This window comes from Streptomyces sp. NPDC002564 (assembly GCF_042889645.1).
Classification (GTDB): domain Bacteria; phylum Actinomycetota; class Actinomycetes; order Streptomycetales; family Streptomycetaceae; genus Streptomyces.
Genome location: NZ_JBIARE010000008.1, coordinates 139,001 through 155,741 on the forward strand (window position 1 = coordinate 139,001; position 16,741 = coordinate 155,741).

Here is a 16,741-nt window from a genome sequence, read left to right on the forward strand (position 1 = left end):
CCGCACACCCCTGCCCGCCTCCCGTACGGAAAGCACCGTGACCTCCGCGATCCTCCCCGCCCTGACCGCCAAGGCCCGCGCCGCCGCCCACCCTCTGGCCCCCGGCCCCGGCCCCTGCGCCTGCGCGGCACAGGACGCGGTGCTCGCCGAGCGGGCGGACGCCACGGTCGTACGGCACGCGGACGTCGTGGCCAAGGCCCACGCCCCCGGGACGGACCCCGCCGAGCTGGCCGTACGCCTGTCCGTGGCCGCCCGCCTGCCGGGCATCCTGCTCGCCCCGCTCCACCCGGCCGCCGCCGCCCTGCACGGCCGGCCGGTCACCCTCTGGCCGTACGGCACCCCGGTCGACCGCGACGACCCCGACGCCGCCCCCTGGGAGGCCGCCGCCACCCTCCTCGCCCGGCTGCACGCCACACCCCCGGCCGTGCTTCCGCACCCGCTCCCGCCCATGCGCGGCCCCCTCAAGGCGGCCCGCGCCGTCGACCGGCTCCGGCAGGCGGGACCGCACCCCGCCGCCGCCCCGGTCCTGCGTGCCTGGGCGGGCCTGCCGCCCTGGGTCAGGGGCGAGGCGCCCGCACCCGGCGGTCCCGGGCGGCCGTGCCACGGGGACCTGCACCTGGGCCAGCTCGTCCGCACCCCCGAGGGCCACTGGCTGCTCATCGACGTCGACGACCTCGGCGCGGGACACCCCGCGTGGGACCTGGCCCGCCCCGCCGCCTGGTTCGCCTGCGGGCTGCTCGACGCCACCGAGTGGACCCGCTTCCTCGACGCCTACCGCGCGGCGGGCGGCCCCGCGGTCCCGGCGGACGGCGCCGACCCCTGGCCCGCCCTGGACGTCCCGGCCCGCGCCCTGACCGTGCAGACCGCCGCCCTCGCGATCGCCAGGGCGACGGCCGCCGCCCGCCCCCTGGACGAGGTCGAGCAGGCGGTGGTCGACGCCTGCGACCGGATGGGCCACGTCACGGCTCGCCCGCCCGAGTTGGCCCCGGACGGGACGAAGTAGGGTGCGACGCACCGAAGCCGGGCAGTGTTCCGGCGAAGCTGTCACCACCGGCGAGGAGTTGAGCCGCCCATGCAGTGCCCCAAGTGTCATGCACCGATGCACACGTACAACCGCAACGGCGTCCAGATCGAGCAGTGCAACAACTGCCGCGGGATATTCCTGGACTACGGCGAGCTGGAGTCCCTGACCCGCCTGGAGGCGCAGTGGGGCGGTCAGCAGGTCCCGCCGCCGCCCGCGCCGCCCGCCCCGCAGGGCTACCCGCCGGCCCAGGCACCCGCCTGGGGCGTCCCGCCCGGCAGCCACGGCGGCCACGGCGGGCATTACGGCCACCACGGCCACCACGACAAGCGCCACAAGAGCTTCGGGCACATGCTCTTCTCCTCCTGACCGGAGGAACGACGAAGCCCCCGGCCGAGGAGACGGCCGGGGGCTTCGTAGGGATGGTGCGCGATACTGGGATTGAACCAGTGACCTCTTCCGTGTCAGGGAAGCGCTCTCCCGCTGAGCTAATCGCGCAGGTGAACCTGCGTGTGCTGCGTACTGCGTGCGCGATACTGGGATTGAACCAGTGACCTCTTCCGTGTCAGGGAAGCGCTCTCCCGCTGAGCTAATCGCGCGGGATCGGACCTTCGAGGGCGAGCCCTCGCGAAGATCCAGTGGACGATACTGGGATTGAACCAGTGACCTCTTCCGTGTCAGGGAAGCGCTCTCCCGCTGAGCTAATCGTCCTTGGAGGTGGAGACGGGATTTGAACCCGTGTAGACGGCTTTGCAGGCCGTTGCCTCGCCTCTCGGCCACTCCACCAGGAGCGTAGGGGTTCGGGAAGATCCCCCACTTTCCTGCGAGCGGACGACCAGGTTCGAACTGGCGACCTCAACCTTGGCAAGGTTGCGCTCTACCAACTGAGCTACGTCCGCTTGTCTTTCCCGGTCCGCTTGCGCGTCCCGGCGACGTGTTGAACTCTAGCGGATTCCTGGGCCAGTACAAAAACGCGTTTGCGCAGCGTGCTGCGCTGTCGTCGCCCCGGGCGCCGCCGGGACACCGGTCATAGACTCACAGCCGTGCACAACCCCCCTCTGACATCCCCTTCCGCGCTTCCTCCCCTGGCGCGCTTCGGCGGCCGCGTGGCCACCGGGCTGCGCGAGGTGACCAGCGACCCCGCGGCCCTGGACTCCACCGGCTTCTGGGCGGTGTCCGCGGACTTCGAGGGGGGTCTGGTGTGCGCCCGCTTCGACGACGTGCGCCACGAGGCGGTGCCCGCGCCCGTGCCCGGCCGGTGGCGCGGCCCGGCCGCCGGTGACTGGACGTCGTCCCTCGACCGCGCCGCGTACCTGGCGGGCGTCCGGCAGGTGCGTGCCCACATAGCCGCCGGCGAGGTCTACCAGGCCAACCTCTGCCGCGTGCTGTCCGCGCCCGTCCCCGCCGACGCCGACGTGGACGCCCTGACCGCCCTCCTCGCGCGCGGGAACCCCGCCCCCTACGCCGGGACGATCCGGCTTCCCGGGCACGGCGTGGAGATCGCCACCGCGTCCCCCGAGCTCTTCCTGCGCCGCGCCGGGCGCACGGTGGAGTCCGGCCCCATCAAGGGGACCGGGCGCACCGAGGCGGACCTCCTGGAGAAGGACTACGCCGAGAACGTCATGATCGTGGACCTCGTCCGCAACGACCTCGGGCGGGTCTGCGCCACCGGCTCGGTGACCGTCCCCGACCTCTGCGTGGTCGAGAAGCACCCCGGCCTGGTCCACCTCGTGTCCACCGTCAGCGGCGAGCTGCGCCCCGGCGCGGGCTGGCCCGAGCTGTTCGAGGCCACCTTCCCGCCCGGCTCCGTCACCGGCGCCCCCAAGTCCAGCGCGCTGCGGATCATCGACGCGCTGGAGACCGCGCCGCGCGGCCCCTACTGCGGCGGCATCGGCTGGGTCGACGCCGACCGGGGCACCGGGGAGCTCGCCGTCGGCATCCGCACCTTCTGGATCGACCGGGCCGAGGGCATGCTGCGCTTCGGCACCGGGGCCGGCATCACCTGGGGCTCGGACCCCGAGGGGGAGTGGCGGGAGACCGAGCTGAAGGCGGCGCGCCTGCTGGCGGTAGCGTCGGGGACGTACGCAGCGAGTGGAGGAACCCCAACGTGAAGATCTGGCTCAACGGCGGGCTGCAGGACGTCGAATCCGCCCGCGTCTCCGTGCTCGACCACGGGCTGACCGTCGGCGACGGCATCTTCGAGACGGTGAAGACGGTCGAGGGCAGGCCCTTCGCCCTGACCCGCCACCTGGCCCGCCTCGCGCGGTCCGCGCACGGCCTCGGGCTGCCGGAGCCGGACCTCGACGAGGTCCGCCGCGCCTGCGCCGCCGTCCTCGACGCCAACCCGCTGCCGCTCGGCCGGCTGCGGATCACCTTCACCGGCGGGCTCTCGCCGCTCGGCTCGGACCGCGGCGACGACGGGCCCACGCTGGTCGTGGCGCTCGGCGAGGCGGGCCGCCGCCCCGACACCACCGCCGTGATCACGGTGCCCTGGACGCGCAACGAACGCGGCGCGCTGACCGGCCTGAAGACCACCTCGTACGCGGAGAACGTGGTCGCCCTGGCCCGCGCGCACGAGCAGGGCGCCTCGGAGGCCCTGTTCGCCAACACCGTCGGGCAGCTCTGCGAGGGCACGGGATCCAATGTCTTCGTGGTGCTCGGCGGCGAGGTCCACACCCCGCCGGTCGCCTCCGGATGCCTGGCGGGCATCACCCGCGAACTGGCCGCCGAGTGGACGGGCGCCCACGAGACCGACCTGCCGCTGGACGTCCTGGCGCGGGCCGACGAGGTCTTCCTGACGTCGACGCTGCGCGACGTGCAGGCCGTGCACCGCGTCGACGGACGCGAACTGCCGGGCGCCCCCGGCCCGGTGACCGCCAAGGCGATGCGGGTGTTCGCCGAGCGGGCCGCCGGCGACCTGGATCCGTAGCCCCGGGGAAACCCCGGTGACGGCGCGGCCCCGGGGCGGGTAGAACGTGAGGGATGACCACCACCCTGCGGCCGACCGGGCCGCTCCAGCAGGGCGCCGACGGCGCCAAGTCGCGCACGTACGAGGTCTGCGTGAACAGCCGTCCCGTGGGGTCGGTGGGTCTCGCCACGGACGAGGTGTTCGGCCCCACGGTCTGCGGTCTGCGGGATCTGCGGATCGCGCCGCCCGACCGCAGGCGCGGCCGCGGCACGGTGGCGGCGCTGGCCGCCGAGGAGGTCGCGCGCGGCTGGGGCTGCGTACGCATCGAGGTGACGGTCCCGGCCGCCGCCACGGCGGCCCTGCGGCTGGTCACGGCGCTCGGGTACGTCGAGCGCAACCGCCGGATGGCCAAGCCGCTCGGCGCCGCGCCCGCGCTGCCCGAGGGCACCGCGGCGCGGCCGATGACCGGCGACGAGTTCGAGGCGTGGGCGGTGCGCGCGAAGGAGCTCTACGCGCGCACCTGGAGGGACAGGGGCGTGCCCGAGGCCGAGGCGCGCGCCAAGTCCGAGGCCGACCACGCCCGCAACCTCCCCCGGGGCCTGGCGACCCCGGACACCTGGCTGAGCGTCCTCACTCACCACGGCGTCCGGGTGGGCACGCTGTGGCTCTCGGTGCTCGACGGCGACGCGTTCGTGTTCGACGTCGAGGTCGACGCCGAGCAGCGCGGGCAGGGCCACGGCCGCTCCCTGATGCTCGCCGCGCAGGCCCAGGCCCACGCGGCGGGACGGCAGCGGATCGGCCTCAACGTCTTCGCGGGCAACACCCCGGCCCTGCGGCTGTACGAGTCGCTCGGCTACGAACCGACCTCGTACTCCCTCTACAAGGCGCTGCTCTAGCCGCCGGGGCCGTGCTCAGCCGGCGTCCGCCGCGAGGAGCCGGTCGGCGATCTCCTCGATGCGCCCGCGCAGCCCCTCCTGGCTCTGGCCGCCGTCCAGGCGCTCCCCGTCGATGACGTACGTGGGGGTGCCGGTGACGCCGATCGCCTTGCCCTCGGCCTGGTCGGCGTCGACGATCAGGATGTGCCGTCCGTCGATCAGGGCGGTGTCGAACTCCTCCGCGTCCAGGCCCAGTTCGCGGGCGGTGTCCACCAGGTGGCGCTCGCCCTCGCGGTCGAGGTCCTCGACCCCGGCGAGCACCGCCTCCACGTAGGGCCACCCCTTGCCCTGCTCGAAGGCCTCCTCGGCGGCCTGGGCGGCGGCGAAGGAGTGCTTGTGCTTCTCCAGGGGGAAGTGCCGCAGGCGCAGCTCGACGCGGTCGCCGTAGCGGGCGCGCAGGGCGCGGACGTCGTCGAGGGCGGTACGGCAGTCGGGGCACTGCAGCTCGCACCAGACGTCGAGGACGACGGGGCGGGCGGGGCGGTCGGAGGGGGAGTCGCTCATGCGCACAGTCTCCCAGCCCGCGCACCCGCCTCCCAACCGGCCCGGACGGCCGCCGACCGGCACCTGCGGAGGAGGCCGGACCCCGAGATGACCCGGAAATGTCCCTGAGGTCCGCACCGGACATGGCTCCGCGGCGCCCACCCGGTGCAGGATGGAAGGGACGACACCGTCGTTTCTGCGACGTACGCCTGCATGCCTGGAGGACCGGATGATTGCCGAGACCGTCTGTTCCGCCGTATCCGCGGCCGGGCTGGGCATCGCCGCGGTCACGGCCTACCGCAAGCGCTTCTTGTCCGCGGCCCGCCTCGCCGCGTACTCCCTGGTCCCGATAGGTCTGGTGCTGACGGGCGTCGTCGGCTGGGCGGCCGACACGGCGTTCAGCCTCAAGGCGTGGGTCGGCTTCGGCGTGCTGGGCGTGGCCTGGCTCATGTTCCTGGGCACCCGCGCCGTCGAGCGGCGCTCGGGCGGCACCCGCAAGGAGCGCAGGGCCGCGAAGGCCGCCCAGCGCGAGGCGGTCGCCCCCGCCGCCTCGGCGCCCTCGCTCGGAGCGGGCGCCCGGCCCGCCGCGGGCCGCCCCGCGGCGAAACCGCAGGCGACCGCGCCCGCCGAGGACTTCAGCGACATCGAGGCGATCCTGAAGAAGCACGGCATCTGACAGCGGCCGGACCGCCCCCGCGGCGGTCGGCGGCCCGACCGGAGCTCCGCCAGTACGTTCACCCCGTCACCCCGTCACCCCGTCACCCCGTCGACCCGCCGGGCCGAGCGCGGTCGTCAACATCCGTCTGTCTTCCCCGGCCGGGGGCTCACTCGTTCGAGTGCGGACGATGCCGTCGCGTCCGGTGACGGGACACGCCGGTGGGCCATGGCCGGAACGTGCCGGACGCTGGACTTTTGCGGTTCACGGAATCCGGCGAACTCCCGCTGCGACCGCCCGCGTTGGTACGCGGGGGTCCGATGGCTGCGTCATCATCACGACGAGATGCTGGACACGACCCCACAGGGCGATGCCGCCCCGCCGGACGACGGCGGACCCGAGGCACCGGCCCATGAGCGACGACCTGCCGACGCAGAGCGGCACGGCCCCGACGGCGAAGCGGAGCTGCCCGCCGGACACGAGGAACGGCAGGGCTGTCTCTTCGCCCTCTCCCAGCCACCCCTGATGATCTTCCTGACGGTGATCGGCACGCTGATCCTGCTGGCGTCGCTGCACGATCTCCTGCTGCTCTAGGAGCCTGTGGGCGGGCTTCCGGTGCCGGATCAGCCCGCGGCCTCCCGGCGGCGGGCGCGGTAGGCGGCGACGTGCAGGCGGTTGCCGCAGGTGCGGCTGTCGCAGTAGCGGCGCGAGCGGTTCCGCGAGAGGTCGACGAAGGCGTGCCGGCAGTCGGGGGCCTCGCAGCGGCGCAGCCGTTCCTGCTCGCCGGCGACCACGAAGAAGGCCAGCGCCATCCCGCAGTCGGCCGCCAGGTGGTCCGCGACGGAGGCGCCGGGCGCGAAGTAGTGGATGTGCCAGTCGTAGCCGTCGTGGTCGGTGAGCCGTGGGGTGGTGCCCGCCGCCGCGATCAGCTCGTTGATGATCGCGGACGCGGCCCGCGGCTCGGGATTGGCGAAAACCTCTCCGAAGCGCCCGCGGATGCGGAGCACGTCGGCCAGGTCGCCGTCCGTGAGGGTCCCGACGTCGCTCACGTCGTGCGTGCGGACGAACTCGGCGAGCGCCACCACGTCCGCGAGGCCGTCCGTGCCGTTCGTCTCCGGTGCGGTGTTCACCAGATCGACCACGGCGTCGAGGGAACACCGGGTGTCGTGGGTGATCAGCACGATGCGCTCCCTGGCCTGGAGGTCGGGCCGGTGCCCGCCGATGCTGGCCGATGCTAGCGGCTCCGCCCGGGGACGCACCGGCGCCGTCGCCGCGGGGGTCCCGCGGCGACGGCGCCGGTGTCTGCATCTGTTCGCCTTGTGTCGTTGTGTCGTCACTGCCCGCGCCGTCGCCCCGAGTCGGACGGCGTGTGTGGTTCTCGACGCGCCTGGATGGCGTCCTAGCTCTCGGCCAGGATGTGTGAGAGCTCCGTGTCGAGATCGAAATGGCGGTGTTCCGTGCCGGGTGGCACGGCTGCGTCCGTTCGCTTCAAGAAGGACTCCAGGGCCCGCGCCGGGGCCTCGAGCAGAGCCTCGCCCTCCGGCGAGCTCAGGGCGATGCAGACAACGCCCTGACCGTGGCTCCGGGACGGCCAGACTCGGACGTCGCCGGTACCGGTGGGCCGGTGCAGGCCCTCGGCGAGGAGGTCGCGGGCGAACACCCACTCGACGGTTTCCTCGGCTCCGGTGTGGAAGGTGGCGTGCACGGCATAGGGATCGGCCGTGTCATACCGCAGTCCTGCGGGTACAGGCAGTGAGGACTCGCTCGACACAACGAGGCGCAGGTGCAGCTCGCAGCTGACCGTGGTGTTCATAAGCGCCAGGGCCTTTCGCTCAGTGTGCGCTCGGGGATTCGCACGTCGGCGAAATCGACATGCCACCTACGGTGCCGTTGTAAACCCCTCTGAGGGTTTTGGGTGTCTTTAGGTGCCCCGTATGGCGGGTTGTCCCGTCCGTTCGTGCACCCATTCCGGTGACGGGTTTCCGTCCGGTAAGGTCTGGCCGCATGAATACGGGGAGTAACGAGCCGGCGGGGGTCACGGAACCGGCCGCCGGAGCCAAGCCCGAACAGCCGCTCGGCTCGCGTGCGCCGGAGTTCGTCCAGGCCCGCAGGGCCCTCCACCTGAGCTGGCAGGTCGGCGTCTTCGTCGTGGGTCTCGCGGTGGTCGTCGCGGGCATCATCATGCTGCCCCTGCCGGGTCCGGGCTGGCTGGTGATCTTCGGTGGCATGGCGATCTGGGCGACCGAGTTCGTCTGGGCCCAGCTGGTGCTGCGCTGGACGAAGCGCAAGGTCGCCGAGGCCGCGCAGCGTGCGCTCGACCCCAAGGTGCGCCGCCGGAACATCATCCTGACGACCATCGGCCTCGTGATCGTGGCGGTGCTCGTCGGCATCTACGTGTGGAAGTTCGGCATCACGATGCCGTGGAAGATCGAGGAGTGACCCACGGGTGACTCCGAGGCGGTCGGGAGCACCCGCTGACATGCGGTAATGTTCTCCGTGCGCCCGGGGCGATTAGCTCAGTGGGAGAGCGCTTCGTTCACACCGAAGAGGTCACTGGTTCGAACCCAGTATCGCCCACCCCGGATTACGGCCCGGAGGCTTATCAAGCCTCCGGGCCGTTCTCGTATTTCTGTTCCTTTCACAGGAATTGACGGGCCCACAGATCGTGGCCGCGCACCGGAATCAGCGCATTCGGTCCAGAACATTCCGGAACCGGCGCGCATCGCGCAGGCGTTGCTCGTACGTGGCGCCGACGGCGAGCAGCAGCAGGCCCGCGAGCGCGGGCGGCAGCCAGCGCGGCAGCGCCCCCGCGACCTGCACGAGGTACGGGGCCAGTTCGTGCAGCGCGACCAGGGCGAGCACCGCCCCGCCCAGGACCAGCGGGGCACGCAGCCGCCGGTGGGCGCCCGCCAGCGTCAGGGCGAGGGCCGCGGTGCCCAGCAGCAGCGGCCGCTGCCAGTGCGGGTCGCCCCAGGCGGTGGCGAGGCTCGGCACCAGCGTCGCCGCGAGGCCCGGCCCGTACGCCGTCCAGGACGAGGCCCCCGGATCACGGCGCCGCCGCAGGATGCCGATGACCAGGGCCGGCACGGTCACCGGCAGGGTGTACGCCTCCGGGGCCGACACCTCCCAGGCGCCGAGGCGGACCCAGCTCGCCAGGACGAACAGGGCCGCGGCCGCGTACCCGGCGGCGCGCCGGTCCGCCCGCAGCGCCGTGCCCGACGCGATGAGCCCGGCGAGCGCCAGGGCGGTCGCGAGCGCGGTCGCGTCGCCGGCCGTGAGGGCCACCGCGACGGCCGCGGAGACGGCCGCCGCGATCTCGACGGGCGGTCCCAGGGGATGCCGTCCCAGGCGGGCCGCGGCGAGCGCGGCGAGGGCGGGGACCACGAGGACGAGCAGCCCCACGGTGGCCGGGCGCAGATCCTGCGCGGCGCCCGCAGCACAGATCAGCGCGGTCGCGTACGCCACGGACGCGCCGCCCGCGAGCGCCGCCGCCACCGGTGCGGGCGCGGCGGCGCGGGCCAGCAGTGCGCAGACCACCAGGCAGAGCGCCGTCAGGGCGCCGAGCGTGCCGAGGGTGGCGGTGGCGGTGGCCAGCGAGAGGAACGCGGCACTCACGGAGGCCGCCGACGCGAGGGCCGCGGCGGTCAGGACGGCCGGGGCGGACCCGACGCGTGCTGCGACGGCGAGCGGGACGACGGCCAGCAGGACCTGCGCCGACAGGCCGGCGGCGTAGGGAAGCTGGAGCGCGGGCGGCAGCGCGACGGCCGCCGACCAGACGAGCACGGGCGCCGCGTACCGGGCCGGGCGGCGCGCCGCCACGGGCAGCAGGCCGGCCGAGCGGAACAGGACGGCGGCGACGGCCGCCGACACCAGCGGGGCCAGGAGCGGGTGCGCCACGGGCAGTTCGACCAGCAGGGCCTCCCGGGCGTCCGACGGCGCCCCCGACCAGGCCCGGCCGACCCACGCGAACGGCCCGAGCAGCGCGACCGCGGTCACCGTCAGCGCCCACAGCGCCGCGACACCCTGCACCGCGGCCGAGGCCGCCAGGATCCCGCGCCGCAGCGGCCCGGGCAGCGCCGGGCGCACCGCGGCCAACAGTGCGATGCCGCACGCCAGATGGGCCGGCACCGTCCAGGCCGCGGGCAGCGCGGTGCGCAGCACCCCGCCGGCCGCCGCCACCGCGAGCAGGCCACCGGCCACCGCCGTGCCCGTCGTGACCTCCGGGCTCCGCGCCCACCACGCGGCCGCCAGCGCGATCGCGGCGGCGCACAGCAGCAGCACCCCCGCACGCGCCGCCCCCGCCGGTTCCGCGGCCAGCACGGACAGCCGAGCGGCGCTCGCCGCACCGCCCAGGCCCAGCAGCACGGCACCCGCGGCGGCGGCGAGCTTGACCTGCGTGCCGCCCGCCCGGAGCGCCAGCGCGACGTCGAGGGCGGCCGTCACGAGCAGCGCCGCCGTCGTCGTGTGCGCACCCGCCTGCGCGGCCCCCGCCCCCAGCAGGAGGGGCAGCTGCGCCGTCGCCACCGCCAACGGCAGCGGCAGCCGCAGCTCGCCCAGGAGCAGCCCGTACCCCGCCCAGAGCGCGGCGAGGAGCGTGGCGGCCCCTGCCGCGAAGCCCAGCGCGTCCACGTCCGCGAGGACGAGGTGGCGCACCGCGTACGCGTCGAGGACGGTCAGCGCGAGCGCCAGGCCCGCCACCGCCTCCGCCGTCGAACGCAGCCCGCGGCGCAGCAGCAGGGCGGGCGCGCCCAGCGCCGCGAGGGTCACCGCACCGAGCACCGCGGCGCGGCCACCGATGCCCAAGTGGCCCCAGCTCACCACCGTGAACGCGATCGCCGCGACGGTCAGGAGCACCCCGCCCAGCGTGAGCAGGACGTTCTGCGCGCTCGCCGGCGCCGCTCCGGCCCCGGCCGGGGGCGGGCCGGCCGGGCGAGGGGGCTGCCCGGCCGGGCCCGCCGCACGCAGGACACCGAGCAGCCAGGCCCGGCGCTGCAGCAGCTGCGTCCTGCGCGCCTCCAGGTGGCGCAACTCCCAGTCGAGGGCGCGGAGCTCCTCGGCCGGGGGTGGAATGTTCGTCATGCCGTGGAGTGTGGTGCGCGGCACACCGGGCGGCATCGGTGCGGATACTCAGGACGTACTCAGTTCCGCCCGGCGCGCCGGTGTTCGGGCAGACTGCCGCCCATGGACTGGTGCCACTACCGCTTCCACAGCGTCTGGGAACTGCCCGCGCCGCCCGCCGACGTCTTCGCCGCCCTGGAACGGGCCGAGGACTATCCGCTGTGGTGGCCGCAGGTCCGCGAGATGACACCCCTCGACGAGCACAGCGGCACCGCCCGCTTCCGCTCCCTGCTCCCGTACGACCTCCTCGTCACCGCCCGCGAGCGCCGCCGCGACCCCGTGGCCGGGGTCCTGGAGATCGCCATGACCGGGGATCTGGAGGGCTGGGCGCGCTGGACCGTGACGCCCGCGGCGGCCGGTACGCGCGCCCTCTACGACCAGGAGGTCGACGTGCGCAGCCCCCTGATGAGGCGCCTCGCCGTCCCCGGGCGCCCGCTGTTCCTGCTCAACCACGCCCTGATGATGCGGGCCGGACGGCGCGGCCTCGCGGCCCGGCTGAAAGCGGTTTGAAGGAAAGGCGCCCGGACCTGTATGGTTCAGTCCGTTCCCGGGCGATTAGCTCAGTGGGAGAGCGCTTCGTTCACACCGAAGAGGTCACTGGTTCGAACCCAGTATCGCCCACCCCGAGAATGCCGGTCCGTCAGCAGGCGGACCGGTTTTTTTCTTGCCCTCGTCCGGCGCACGGCGCACCGGCCCCGCCGTACCGGGTGCCGACGCTCAGGCCGCCGCCCGGAGTTCGGGACGCAGCGGCCACGCCGGGTCCACGATCTCCGGCGTGCCGCTCTTGGCGAACCACGCCTGCAGACCGCGGGCCTGCGCCGCGTGCCAGACGGCCTGCAGCGCGTGCAGCTCGGCCGGTGTCAGGCGCTCCAGGCGCGCGGCGAACCGCCGGCCCACCGCCCGCACGACGTCCATCGCGGCCTGTGCGTCCGCCGCCGCGTCGTGCGCCTCGGCGAGCTCCACCTCGTAGTGCGCGCAGAGGTCGGTGAGCGTGCGGCGGCCCTTGCGGTAGCGGTCCAGCTGTTTGTCCAGGACCCGCGGGTCGATCACGCACAACGACGAGCCCTCCGTGTAGCGGCTCAGCGAAGAGGCGCGGTGCCTGCGCAACTCCCGGTCCAGGATGGTCAGGTCGAAGGGCGCGTTCATCACCACGATCGGCCGGCCCGCCGCGCCCTGCTCGGCCAGATCGCGGGCTATCTCCTCCATCACCGGCGCGGGCCAGCGGCCGGTGCGCTGCAGATGATCCTCCGTCAGTCCGTGGATGGCGGTGGCGGACTCGGGCACGGGTACGCCCGGATTCACCAGCCATCGGGTGATGCGCGGGCGGGTGCCCGCGCCCTGCTGGACGACGACGGAGGCCGACACGATCCGGTCGGTCTCGACGTCGACGCCCGTGGTCTCCGTGTCGAATGCGGCCAAGGGGCCCTCGTACCAGCACGTCATGGTGACGCAACTCCTCGATCAGTTCCGGCAGATGACGTTCGGTCCCCTGCCCACGCTGGTGATACCCGGGCCGTTTGCGCTGTACGCGGGCCGGAGACAACAGAGGTACCGGGCTTTGGAGATGACGGCCCGAGTGGGTAAGTACCCGGTTCGGAAGGTCAGTTGGACATGGCGCTCGCGCAGCCCGAACAGGGTGGGCTGCTGCCCGAGCGGATCGCACCGCCGCGCGGCACACTCGCCACCACCGCCTGCATGGAGACCCTTCAGGTGGGATATCTGCACGCCGTCGCGGCCGCCGCGGGGTGCTCGCTCTCCCAGCCCTTTCCGGACAACGGCATCGACTGGCACGTCAGTCACAGCGCCCCCGGACACACGGTCGACGACGAGGTGACCATCAAGGTGCAGCTCAAGGCGACCTACCAGATCGCACCGAACCCGCCGGGCCCCGCGTTCTCCTTCACGCTCGACAACCCGCACCTGGAGAAGCTCGCCCGCACCCCGGTCTCGGTGCACAAGATCCTCGTCGTGATGCTCGTGCCGCGGGCCAGGGACGACTGGCTGCGGGCCGGGCACGACCGGCTCGACCTGCGGCACTGCTGCTACTGGACCAACCTCGCCGGGCACCCGGTGACCGGCCGGCGCAGGACCACCGTGCGCGTCCCGACCTCGCGGATCTTCGACGACCGTGCGCTCTGCGAGATCATGACCCGCGTGGGGACGGGAGGGAGACCCTGATGCACCGCCCCTTCGAGCACGACGCGTCAGTGCCCGCGGTGCGCCCGCACCCCGCGCCGGCCGGCGGCCGCTGGTCCCGGCCGCCCGAACCCTCCCGGGTCGACCCCGCCGTGCTCGGCGCGCTCCTGGCCCGGCACGGCTGGCAGCGCAGGGGCGGCGCCCCGGGGCGCTACGCCCGGTGGACGCCGCCGGGCCCCGACGGCGCGGGCACCAGCCTGCTCGTGCCGGAGAGCCGGGCCTTCCCGGACTGCGAGGACCTGATCGGCGAGGCGCTGCTCGCGCTGTCCCGCAGTTCCTCGCCCGCCGCCCGCGACGTGCTGGTCGGCCTGGCCGTGCCCAGCGACGAGATCCACTGGTGGCGGGACGTGCCGGTGGGGCCCGCGGGCGCCGCGACCTGGCCGGCCGAGGAGCAGCTGCGCTCCGCCGCGCGGCAGATGCTGCTCGCCGGGGCACTCGCCGCCCGCGGGCGCGCCGGGTACTACGGGGCGCGCCACCGCGGGCCCGCCGCCGCGTCCCTGGAACACGTCCTGGTGGGGCCCGCGACGGGCGGCCGCCGCCTCACCGCCTTCGTGCCCGTCGGCGCCGGGCGGCCGCTCGCCGTCCGGCTGCACCAGGCGCTGTACGCGGTCCGGGAGGCCGTCGACTACCAGCGGGCCACCGGTGGCATGGACGCCTTCGACGGCGCGGTCGAGGCGGGCGCCAGCCACGAGCTGACCGAGGCGATCGTGGCGCTCGTACGGGGCACGGAGGGCGCTCGCGTCGCCGTGGCGTGGGCGCCCGGCGCCGGGGTTCCCGAGGGCTGCGCGGCCCGCGCCGAGCCCGTCGAGTTCTCGCCCGGCGACCTGGCGGCGCTGCGCGAGGCGGGCGCCCGGTACCTGCGCGACGAGCCGTCGGTGCCGGTACGGATCACCGGGGCCGTGGTGCGGATGCGCCGGTCGGGTCCTGGCGGCGAGGGCGCCGTGCGGATCCGGGTCATCGCGGGGGCGGAGGTGCCGCACGTGCGGATGACCCTGGACGAGGAGTCGTACCGCATCGCGGGGCACGCGCATCTGGTCGGGCTGCCGGTCCGGGTGCACGGGCGGCTGGAGAGCCGGGGCGGTTTCCGCAGGCTGACCGGGGCGACCGGGGTGGTGCCCGTGCAGGTCGACGAGGCGGAGCGGGACCGGCTCATGAAGTCGCTCCAGGAGAACCTCGACTTCTTCGAGGAGGCGTGCGGCGGGGACTGAGCGGACGGCCGTTTCGCGGCGGGACCCCGTGGCTCGGTACCATCTCCTCCTGCGTACGCGACAGAGAAAGCGGCGCACCCCCCTTCAGCTAGGAGAGACCGGTGTCAGACGTCCGTGTGATCATCCAACGCGATTCCGAGCGGGAAGAGCGCGTGGTGACGACGGGCACTACGGCGGCCGAGCTCTTCGCCGGTGAGCGCACCGTCGTCGCCGCGCGCGTGGCCGGCGAGCTGAAGGACCTGGCGTACGCCGTGGCCGAGGGCGACGAGGTCGAGCCGGTGGAGATCTCCTCCGAGGACGGCCTGAACATCCTGCGCCACTCGACCGCGCACGTCATGGCGCAGGCCGTGCAGGAGCTCTTCCCCGAGGCCAAGCTGGGCATCGGCCCGCCCATCCGGGACGGCTTCTACTACGACTTCGACGTCGCGGAGCCCTTCACCCCCGAGGACCTCAAGCGCGTCGAGAAGAAGATGCAGGAGATCCAGAAGCGGGGCCAGAAGTTCTCCCGCCGGGTCACCACGGACGACGACGCCCGCGAGGAGCTGTCCGGCGAGCCGTACAAGCTGGAGCTCATCGGCCTCAAGGGCAACGCGGCGAACGCCGCTGAGGGCGCGGACGCCGAGGTGGGCGGCGGCGAGCTGACCATCTACGACAACCTCGACGCCAAGACCGGCGAGCTGTGCTGGAAGGACCTCTGCCGCGGCCCGCACCTGCCCACCACGCGCGCCATCCCCGCCTTCAAGCTGATGCGCTCGGCCGCCGCCTACTGGCGCGGCAGCGAGAAGAACCCGCAGCTGCAGCGCATCTACGGCACCGCATGGCCGTCCAAGGACGAGCTGAAGGCGCACCTGGAGTTCCTCGCCGAGGCCGAGAAGCGCGACCACCGCAAGCTCGGCTCCGAGCTCGACCTCTTCTCCTTCCCCGAGGAGCTCGGCCCGGGCCTCGCGGTCTTCCACCCCAAGGGCGGCGTGATCCGCAAGGAGATGGAGACCTACTCCCGCAAGCGGCACGAGGACACGGGCTACGAGTTCGTGAACACCCCGCACATCTCCAAGGAGCGCCTCTTCGAGATCTCGGGCCACCTGCCGAACTACTCGGACGGCATGTTCCCGGCCATCGAGTTCGACGAGCAGAACTACCGCCTCAAGGCGATGAACTGCCCGATGCACAACCTCATCTTCAAGGCGCGCGGCCGCTCCTACCGCGAACTGCCGCTGCGGCTCTTCGAGTTCGGCACGGTCTACCGCTACGAGAAGTCCGGCGTCGTGCACGGCCTGACCCGCTCGCGCGGCTTCACCCAGGACGACTCGCACATCTACTGCACCAAGGAGCAGATGGCGGGCGAGCTCGACTCGCTCCTCACCTTCGTCCTCGACCTGCTGCGCGACTACGGCCTGAACGAGTTCGAGCTGGAGCTCTCCACCCGCGACCCCGAGTCCGACAAGTTCATCGGCGAGGACGCGGAGTGGGAGGAGGCCACCGAGGCGCTGCGCCAGGCGGCCGCCAAGCAGGACCTGCCGCTGGTCCCGGACCCGGGCGGCGCCGCGTACTACGGCCCGAAGATCTCCGTGCAGGCCAAGGACGCCATCGGCCGGTCCTGGCAGATGTCGACCATCCAGGTCGACTTCCAGCAGCCCAAGCGCTTCGGCCTGGAGTACACCGCGTCGGACGGCAGCAAGCAGCAGCCCGTCATGATCCACCGGGCGCTCTTCGGCTCCATCGAGCGGTTCTTCGCGGTGCTCCTGGAGCACTACGCGGGCGCCTTCCCGGTGTGGCTCGCCCCGGTGCAGGCGACCGGCATCCCGATCGGCGACGCGCACGTGCCCTACCTCCAGGAGTTCGCCGCCAAGGCGAAGGAGCAGGGGCTGCGCGTCGAGGTGGACGCCTCGTCGGACCGCATGCAGAAGAAGATCAGGAACGCCCAGAAGGCCAAGGTGCCCTTCATGATCATCGCCGGTGACGAGGACATGGCCAACGGCGCCGTCTCCTTCCGCTACCGCGACGGTTCGCAGGAGAACGGCATCCCGGCCGACGAGGCCATCGCCAAGATCACCAAGGCCGTCGCGGACCGCGCCCAGGTCTGAGCGCGGACCGCGCCCAGGTCTGAGCGCGGACCGCGCCCGGGTCCGAGCACGCATCGACCGGCGCACGGCGCACGCCGTCCGGCAGGGCCCCCGGGGACATGTCCCCGGGGGCCCTGCCCGTGGCGGCGCAGTC

At 73.6% G+C, this 16,741-nt stretch carries 17 protein-coding genes and 7 tRNA genes; 14 read left to right on the forward strand and 10 right to left on the reverse strand.

What is annotated here, in order from left to right:
- Positions 1 to 10 precede the first annotated feature (10 nt).
- Positions 11 to 1,003, forward strand: coding sequence for a phosphotransferase family protein (locus tag ACFYXE_RS27210; protein WP_389316843.1), 993 nt, complete (start codon positions 11 to 13; stop codon positions 1,001 to 1,003).
- Between the two features lie 69 nt (positions 1,004 to 1,072).
- The gene (locus tag ACFYXE_RS27215; RefSeq protein WP_389316466.1) at positions 1,073 to 1,390 is read left to right on the forward strand and encodes a zf-TFIIB domain-containing protein; all 318 of its coding nucleotides are present in this window, start codon (positions 1,073 to 1,075) and stop codon (positions 1,388 to 1,390) included.
- A 54-nt stretch (positions 1,391 to 1,444) separates the two neighbouring features.
- Here the strand turns inward: ACFYXE_RS27215 and ACFYXE_RS27220 are convergent.
- The 5 genes from ACFYXE_RS27220 to ACFYXE_RS27240 all read right to left on the reverse strand — a co-directional run bounded on the left by ACFYXE_RS27220 (position 1,445) and on the right by ACFYXE_RS27240 (position 1,920).
- Positions 1,445 to 1,519: transfer RNA gene (locus tag ACFYXE_RS27220), tRNA-Val, on the reverse strand.
- A 29-nt stretch (positions 1,520 to 1,548) separates the two neighbouring features.
- A tRNA-Val gene (locus ACFYXE_RS27225) sits at positions 1,549 to 1,620 on the reverse strand.
- Positions 1,621 to 1,660: 40 nt separating this feature from the next.
- A tRNA-Val gene (locus tag ACFYXE_RS27230) sits at positions 1,661 to 1,732 on the reverse strand.
- A 1-nt stretch (position 1,733) separates the two neighbouring features.
- Positions 1,734 to 1,807, reverse strand: a tRNA-Cys gene (locus ACFYXE_RS27235).
- Between the two features lie 40 nt (positions 1,808 to 1,847).
- Positions 1,848 to 1,920, reverse strand: a tRNA-Gly gene (locus tag ACFYXE_RS27240).
- A gap of 144 nt (positions 1,921 to 2,064) precedes the next feature.
- On the opposite strand from ACFYXE_RS27240, the gene ACFYXE_RS27245 reads away from it, so the two are divergent.
- The 3 genes from ACFYXE_RS27245 to ACFYXE_RS27255 are packed head-to-tail and all read left to right on the forward strand — an operon-like array spanning position 2,065 to position 4,825.
- Positions 2,065 to 3,132 carry a chorismate-binding protein gene (locus ACFYXE_RS27245; protein WP_389316468.1) on the forward strand — a complete coding sequence of 356 codons (1,068 nt, stop codon included), beginning with the start codon at positions 2,065 to 2,067 and terminating at the stop codon, positions 3,130 to 3,132.
- A complete protein-coding gene (locus ACFYXE_RS27250) occupies positions 3,129 to 3,950 on the forward strand; it encodes an aminotransferase class IV (protein ID WP_389316470.1) in 822 nt (273 codons plus the stop codon). Before ACFYXE_RS27245 ends, ACFYXE_RS27250 begins: the two co-directional genes overlap by 4 nt.
- A 53-nt stretch (positions 3,951 to 4,003) precedes the next feature.
- Entirely contained in the window at positions 4,004 to 4,825 is an 822-nt protein-coding gene (locus ACFYXE_RS27255) for a GNAT family N-acetyltransferase (protein ID WP_389316472.1), read from the forward strand.
- A gap of 15 nt (positions 4,826 to 4,840) precedes the next feature.
- On the opposite strand, the gene ACFYXE_RS27260 is transcribed toward ACFYXE_RS27255, so the two are convergent.
- The gene (locus ACFYXE_RS27260) at positions 4,841 to 5,368 is read right to left on the reverse strand and encodes a DsbA family protein (RefSeq protein ID WP_389316474.1); all 528 of its coding nucleotides are present in this window, start codon (positions 5,366 to 5,368) and stop codon (positions 4,841 to 4,843) included.
- 208 nt (positions 5,369 to 5,576) lie between these two features.
- On the opposite strand from ACFYXE_RS27260, the gene ACFYXE_RS27265 reads away from it, so the two are divergent.
- Positions 5,577 to 6,023 (forward strand): hypothetical protein, encoded by a 447-nt coding sequence (locus ACFYXE_RS27265; RefSeq protein ID WP_389316476.1) that lies wholly within the window; start codon positions 5,577 to 5,579, stop codon positions 6,021 to 6,023.
- 324 nt (positions 6,024 to 6,347) lie between these two features.
- Positions 6,348 to 6,596, forward strand: a complete 249-nt coding sequence (locus ACFYXE_RS27270) for a hypothetical protein (protein WP_361181692.1) — start codon at positions 6,348 to 6,350, stop codon at positions 6,594 to 6,596.
- Positions 6,597 to 6,625: 29 nt separating this feature from the next.
- On the opposite strand, the gene ACFYXE_RS27275 is transcribed toward ACFYXE_RS27270, so the two are convergent.
- Both ACFYXE_RS27275 and ACFYXE_RS27280 read right to left on the reverse strand, forming a co-directional pair.
- Positions 6,626 to 7,183: a CGNR zinc finger domain-containing protein gene (locus ACFYXE_RS27275; protein ID WP_361181690.1), complete on the reverse strand. Its 558-nt coding sequence runs from the start codon at positions 7,181 to 7,183 to the stop codon at positions 6,626 to 6,628.
- A 218-nt stretch (positions 7,184 to 7,401) separates the two neighbouring features.
- Entirely contained in the window at positions 7,402 to 7,815 is a 414-nt protein-coding gene (locus ACFYXE_RS27280) for an SsgA family sporulation/cell division regulator (RefSeq protein WP_003959770.1), read from the reverse strand.
- A gap of 191 nt (positions 7,816 to 8,006) precedes the next feature.
- Between ACFYXE_RS27280 and ACFYXE_RS27285 the strand changes: the two genes are divergently transcribed.
- Both ACFYXE_RS27285 and ACFYXE_RS27290 read left to right on the forward strand, forming a co-directional pair.
- Positions 8,007 to 8,441, forward strand: a complete 435-nt coding sequence (locus ACFYXE_RS27285) for a TIGR02611 family protein (RefSeq protein WP_389316478.1) — start codon at positions 8,007 to 8,009, stop codon at positions 8,439 to 8,441.
- Positions 8,442 to 8,507: 66 nt separating this feature from the next.
- Positions 8,508 to 8,579 (forward strand) — tRNA-Val (locus tag ACFYXE_RS27290).
- A 105-nt stretch (positions 8,580 to 8,684) separates the two neighbouring features.
- Here ACFYXE_RS27290 and ACFYXE_RS27295 read toward each other — a convergent pair.
- Positions 8,685 to 11,081, reverse strand: coding sequence for an SCO7613 C-terminal domain-containing membrane protein (locus ACFYXE_RS27295; protein WP_389316480.1), 2,397 nt, complete (start codon positions 11,079 to 11,081; stop codon positions 8,685 to 8,687).
- 102 nt (positions 11,082 to 11,183) lie between these two features.
- Between ACFYXE_RS27295 and ACFYXE_RS27300 the strand changes: the two genes are divergently transcribed.
- Together ACFYXE_RS27300 and ACFYXE_RS27305 are read left to right on the forward strand one after the other, a co-directional pair.
- The gene (locus ACFYXE_RS27300; protein WP_361179977.1) at positions 11,184 to 11,630 is read left to right on the forward strand and encodes an SRPBCC family protein; all 447 of its coding nucleotides are present in this window, start codon (positions 11,184 to 11,186) and stop codon (positions 11,628 to 11,630) included.
- Positions 11,631 to 11,669: 39 nt separating this feature from the next.
- A tRNA-Val gene (locus ACFYXE_RS27305) sits at positions 11,670 to 11,741 on the forward strand.
- A 96-nt stretch (positions 11,742 to 11,837) separates the two neighbouring features.
- Here the strand turns inward: ACFYXE_RS27305 and ACFYXE_RS27310 are convergent.
- Positions 11,838 to 12,563 carry a 3'-5' exonuclease gene (locus ACFYXE_RS27310; RefSeq protein WP_361179975.1) on the reverse strand — a complete coding sequence of 242 codons (726 nt, stop codon included), beginning with the start codon at positions 12,561 to 12,563 and terminating at the stop codon, positions 11,838 to 11,840.
- 168 nt (positions 12,564 to 12,731) lie between these two features.
- Here ACFYXE_RS27310 and ACFYXE_RS27315 point away from each other — a divergent pair, with 168 nt between their 5' ends.
- From ACFYXE_RS27315 to thrS, 3 genes are all read left to right on the forward strand, one after another.
- On the forward strand, positions 12,732 to 13,298 hold the full coding sequence (locus tag ACFYXE_RS27315) for a DUF4365 domain-containing protein (RefSeq protein WP_389316482.1): 567 nt from the start codon (positions 12,732 to 12,734) through the stop codon (positions 13,296 to 13,298).
- Complete coding sequence (locus ACFYXE_RS27320) at positions 13,295 to 14,524, forward strand: hypothetical protein (protein WP_389316846.1); 1,230 nt, start codon at positions 13,295 to 13,297, stop codon at positions 14,522 to 14,524. The genes ACFYXE_RS27315 and ACFYXE_RS27320 overlap by 4 nt, the downstream gene beginning before the upstream one ends.
- A gap of 101 nt (positions 14,525 to 14,625) precedes the next feature.
- Complete coding sequence (thrS, locus tag ACFYXE_RS27325; RefSeq protein WP_361179968.1) at positions 14,626 to 16,608, forward strand: threonine--tRNA ligase; 1,983 nt, start codon at positions 14,626 to 14,628, stop codon at positions 16,606 to 16,608.
- Positions 16,609 to 16,741: the final 133 nt, after the last annotated feature.

Coding starts and splice junctions, on each gene's coding strand:
- ACFYXE_RS27265 (WP_389316476.1), top strand. CDS start 5,577: ATGATTGCCGAGACCGTCTGTTCCGCCGTATCCGCGGCCGGGCTGGGC.
- ACFYXE_RS27315 (WP_389316482.1), top strand. CDS start 12,732: ATGGCGCTCGCGCAGCCCGAACAGGGTGGGCTGCTGCCCGAGCGGATC.
- ACFYXE_RS27300 (WP_361179977.1), top strand. CDS start 11,184: ATGGACTGGTGCCACTACCGCTTCCACAGCGTCTGGGAACTGCCCGCG.
- ACFYXE_RS27215 (WP_389316466.1), top strand. CDS start 1,073: ATGCAGTGCCCCAAGTGTCATGCACCGATGCACACGTACAACCGCAAC.
- ACFYXE_RS27310 (WP_361179975.1), bottom strand. CDS start 12,563: ATGACGTGCTGGTACGAGGGCCCCTTGGCCGCATTCGACACGGAGACC.
- ACFYXE_RS27270 (WP_361181692.1), top strand. CDS start 6,348: ATGCTGGACACGACCCCACAGGGCGATGCCGCCCCGCCGGACGACGGC.
- ACFYXE_RS27255 (WP_389316472.1), top strand. CDS start 4,004: ATGACCACCACCCTGCGGCCGACCGGGCCGCTCCAGCAGGGCGCCGAC.
- ACFYXE_RS27285 (WP_389316478.1), top strand. CDS start 8,007: ATGAATACGGGGAGTAACGAGCCGGCGGGGGTCACGGAACCGGCCGCC.
- ACFYXE_RS27295 (WP_389316480.1), bottom strand. CDS start 11,081: ATGACGAACATTCCACCCCCGGCCGAGGAGCTCCGCGCCCTCGACTGG.
- ACFYXE_RS27260 (WP_389316474.1), bottom strand. CDS start 5,368: ATGAGCGACTCCCCCTCCGACCGCCCCGCCCGCCCCGTCGTCCTCGAC.
- ACFYXE_RS27280 (WP_003959770.1), bottom strand. CDS start 7,815: ATGAACACCACGGTCAGCTGCGAGCTGCACCTGCGCCTCGTTGTGTCG.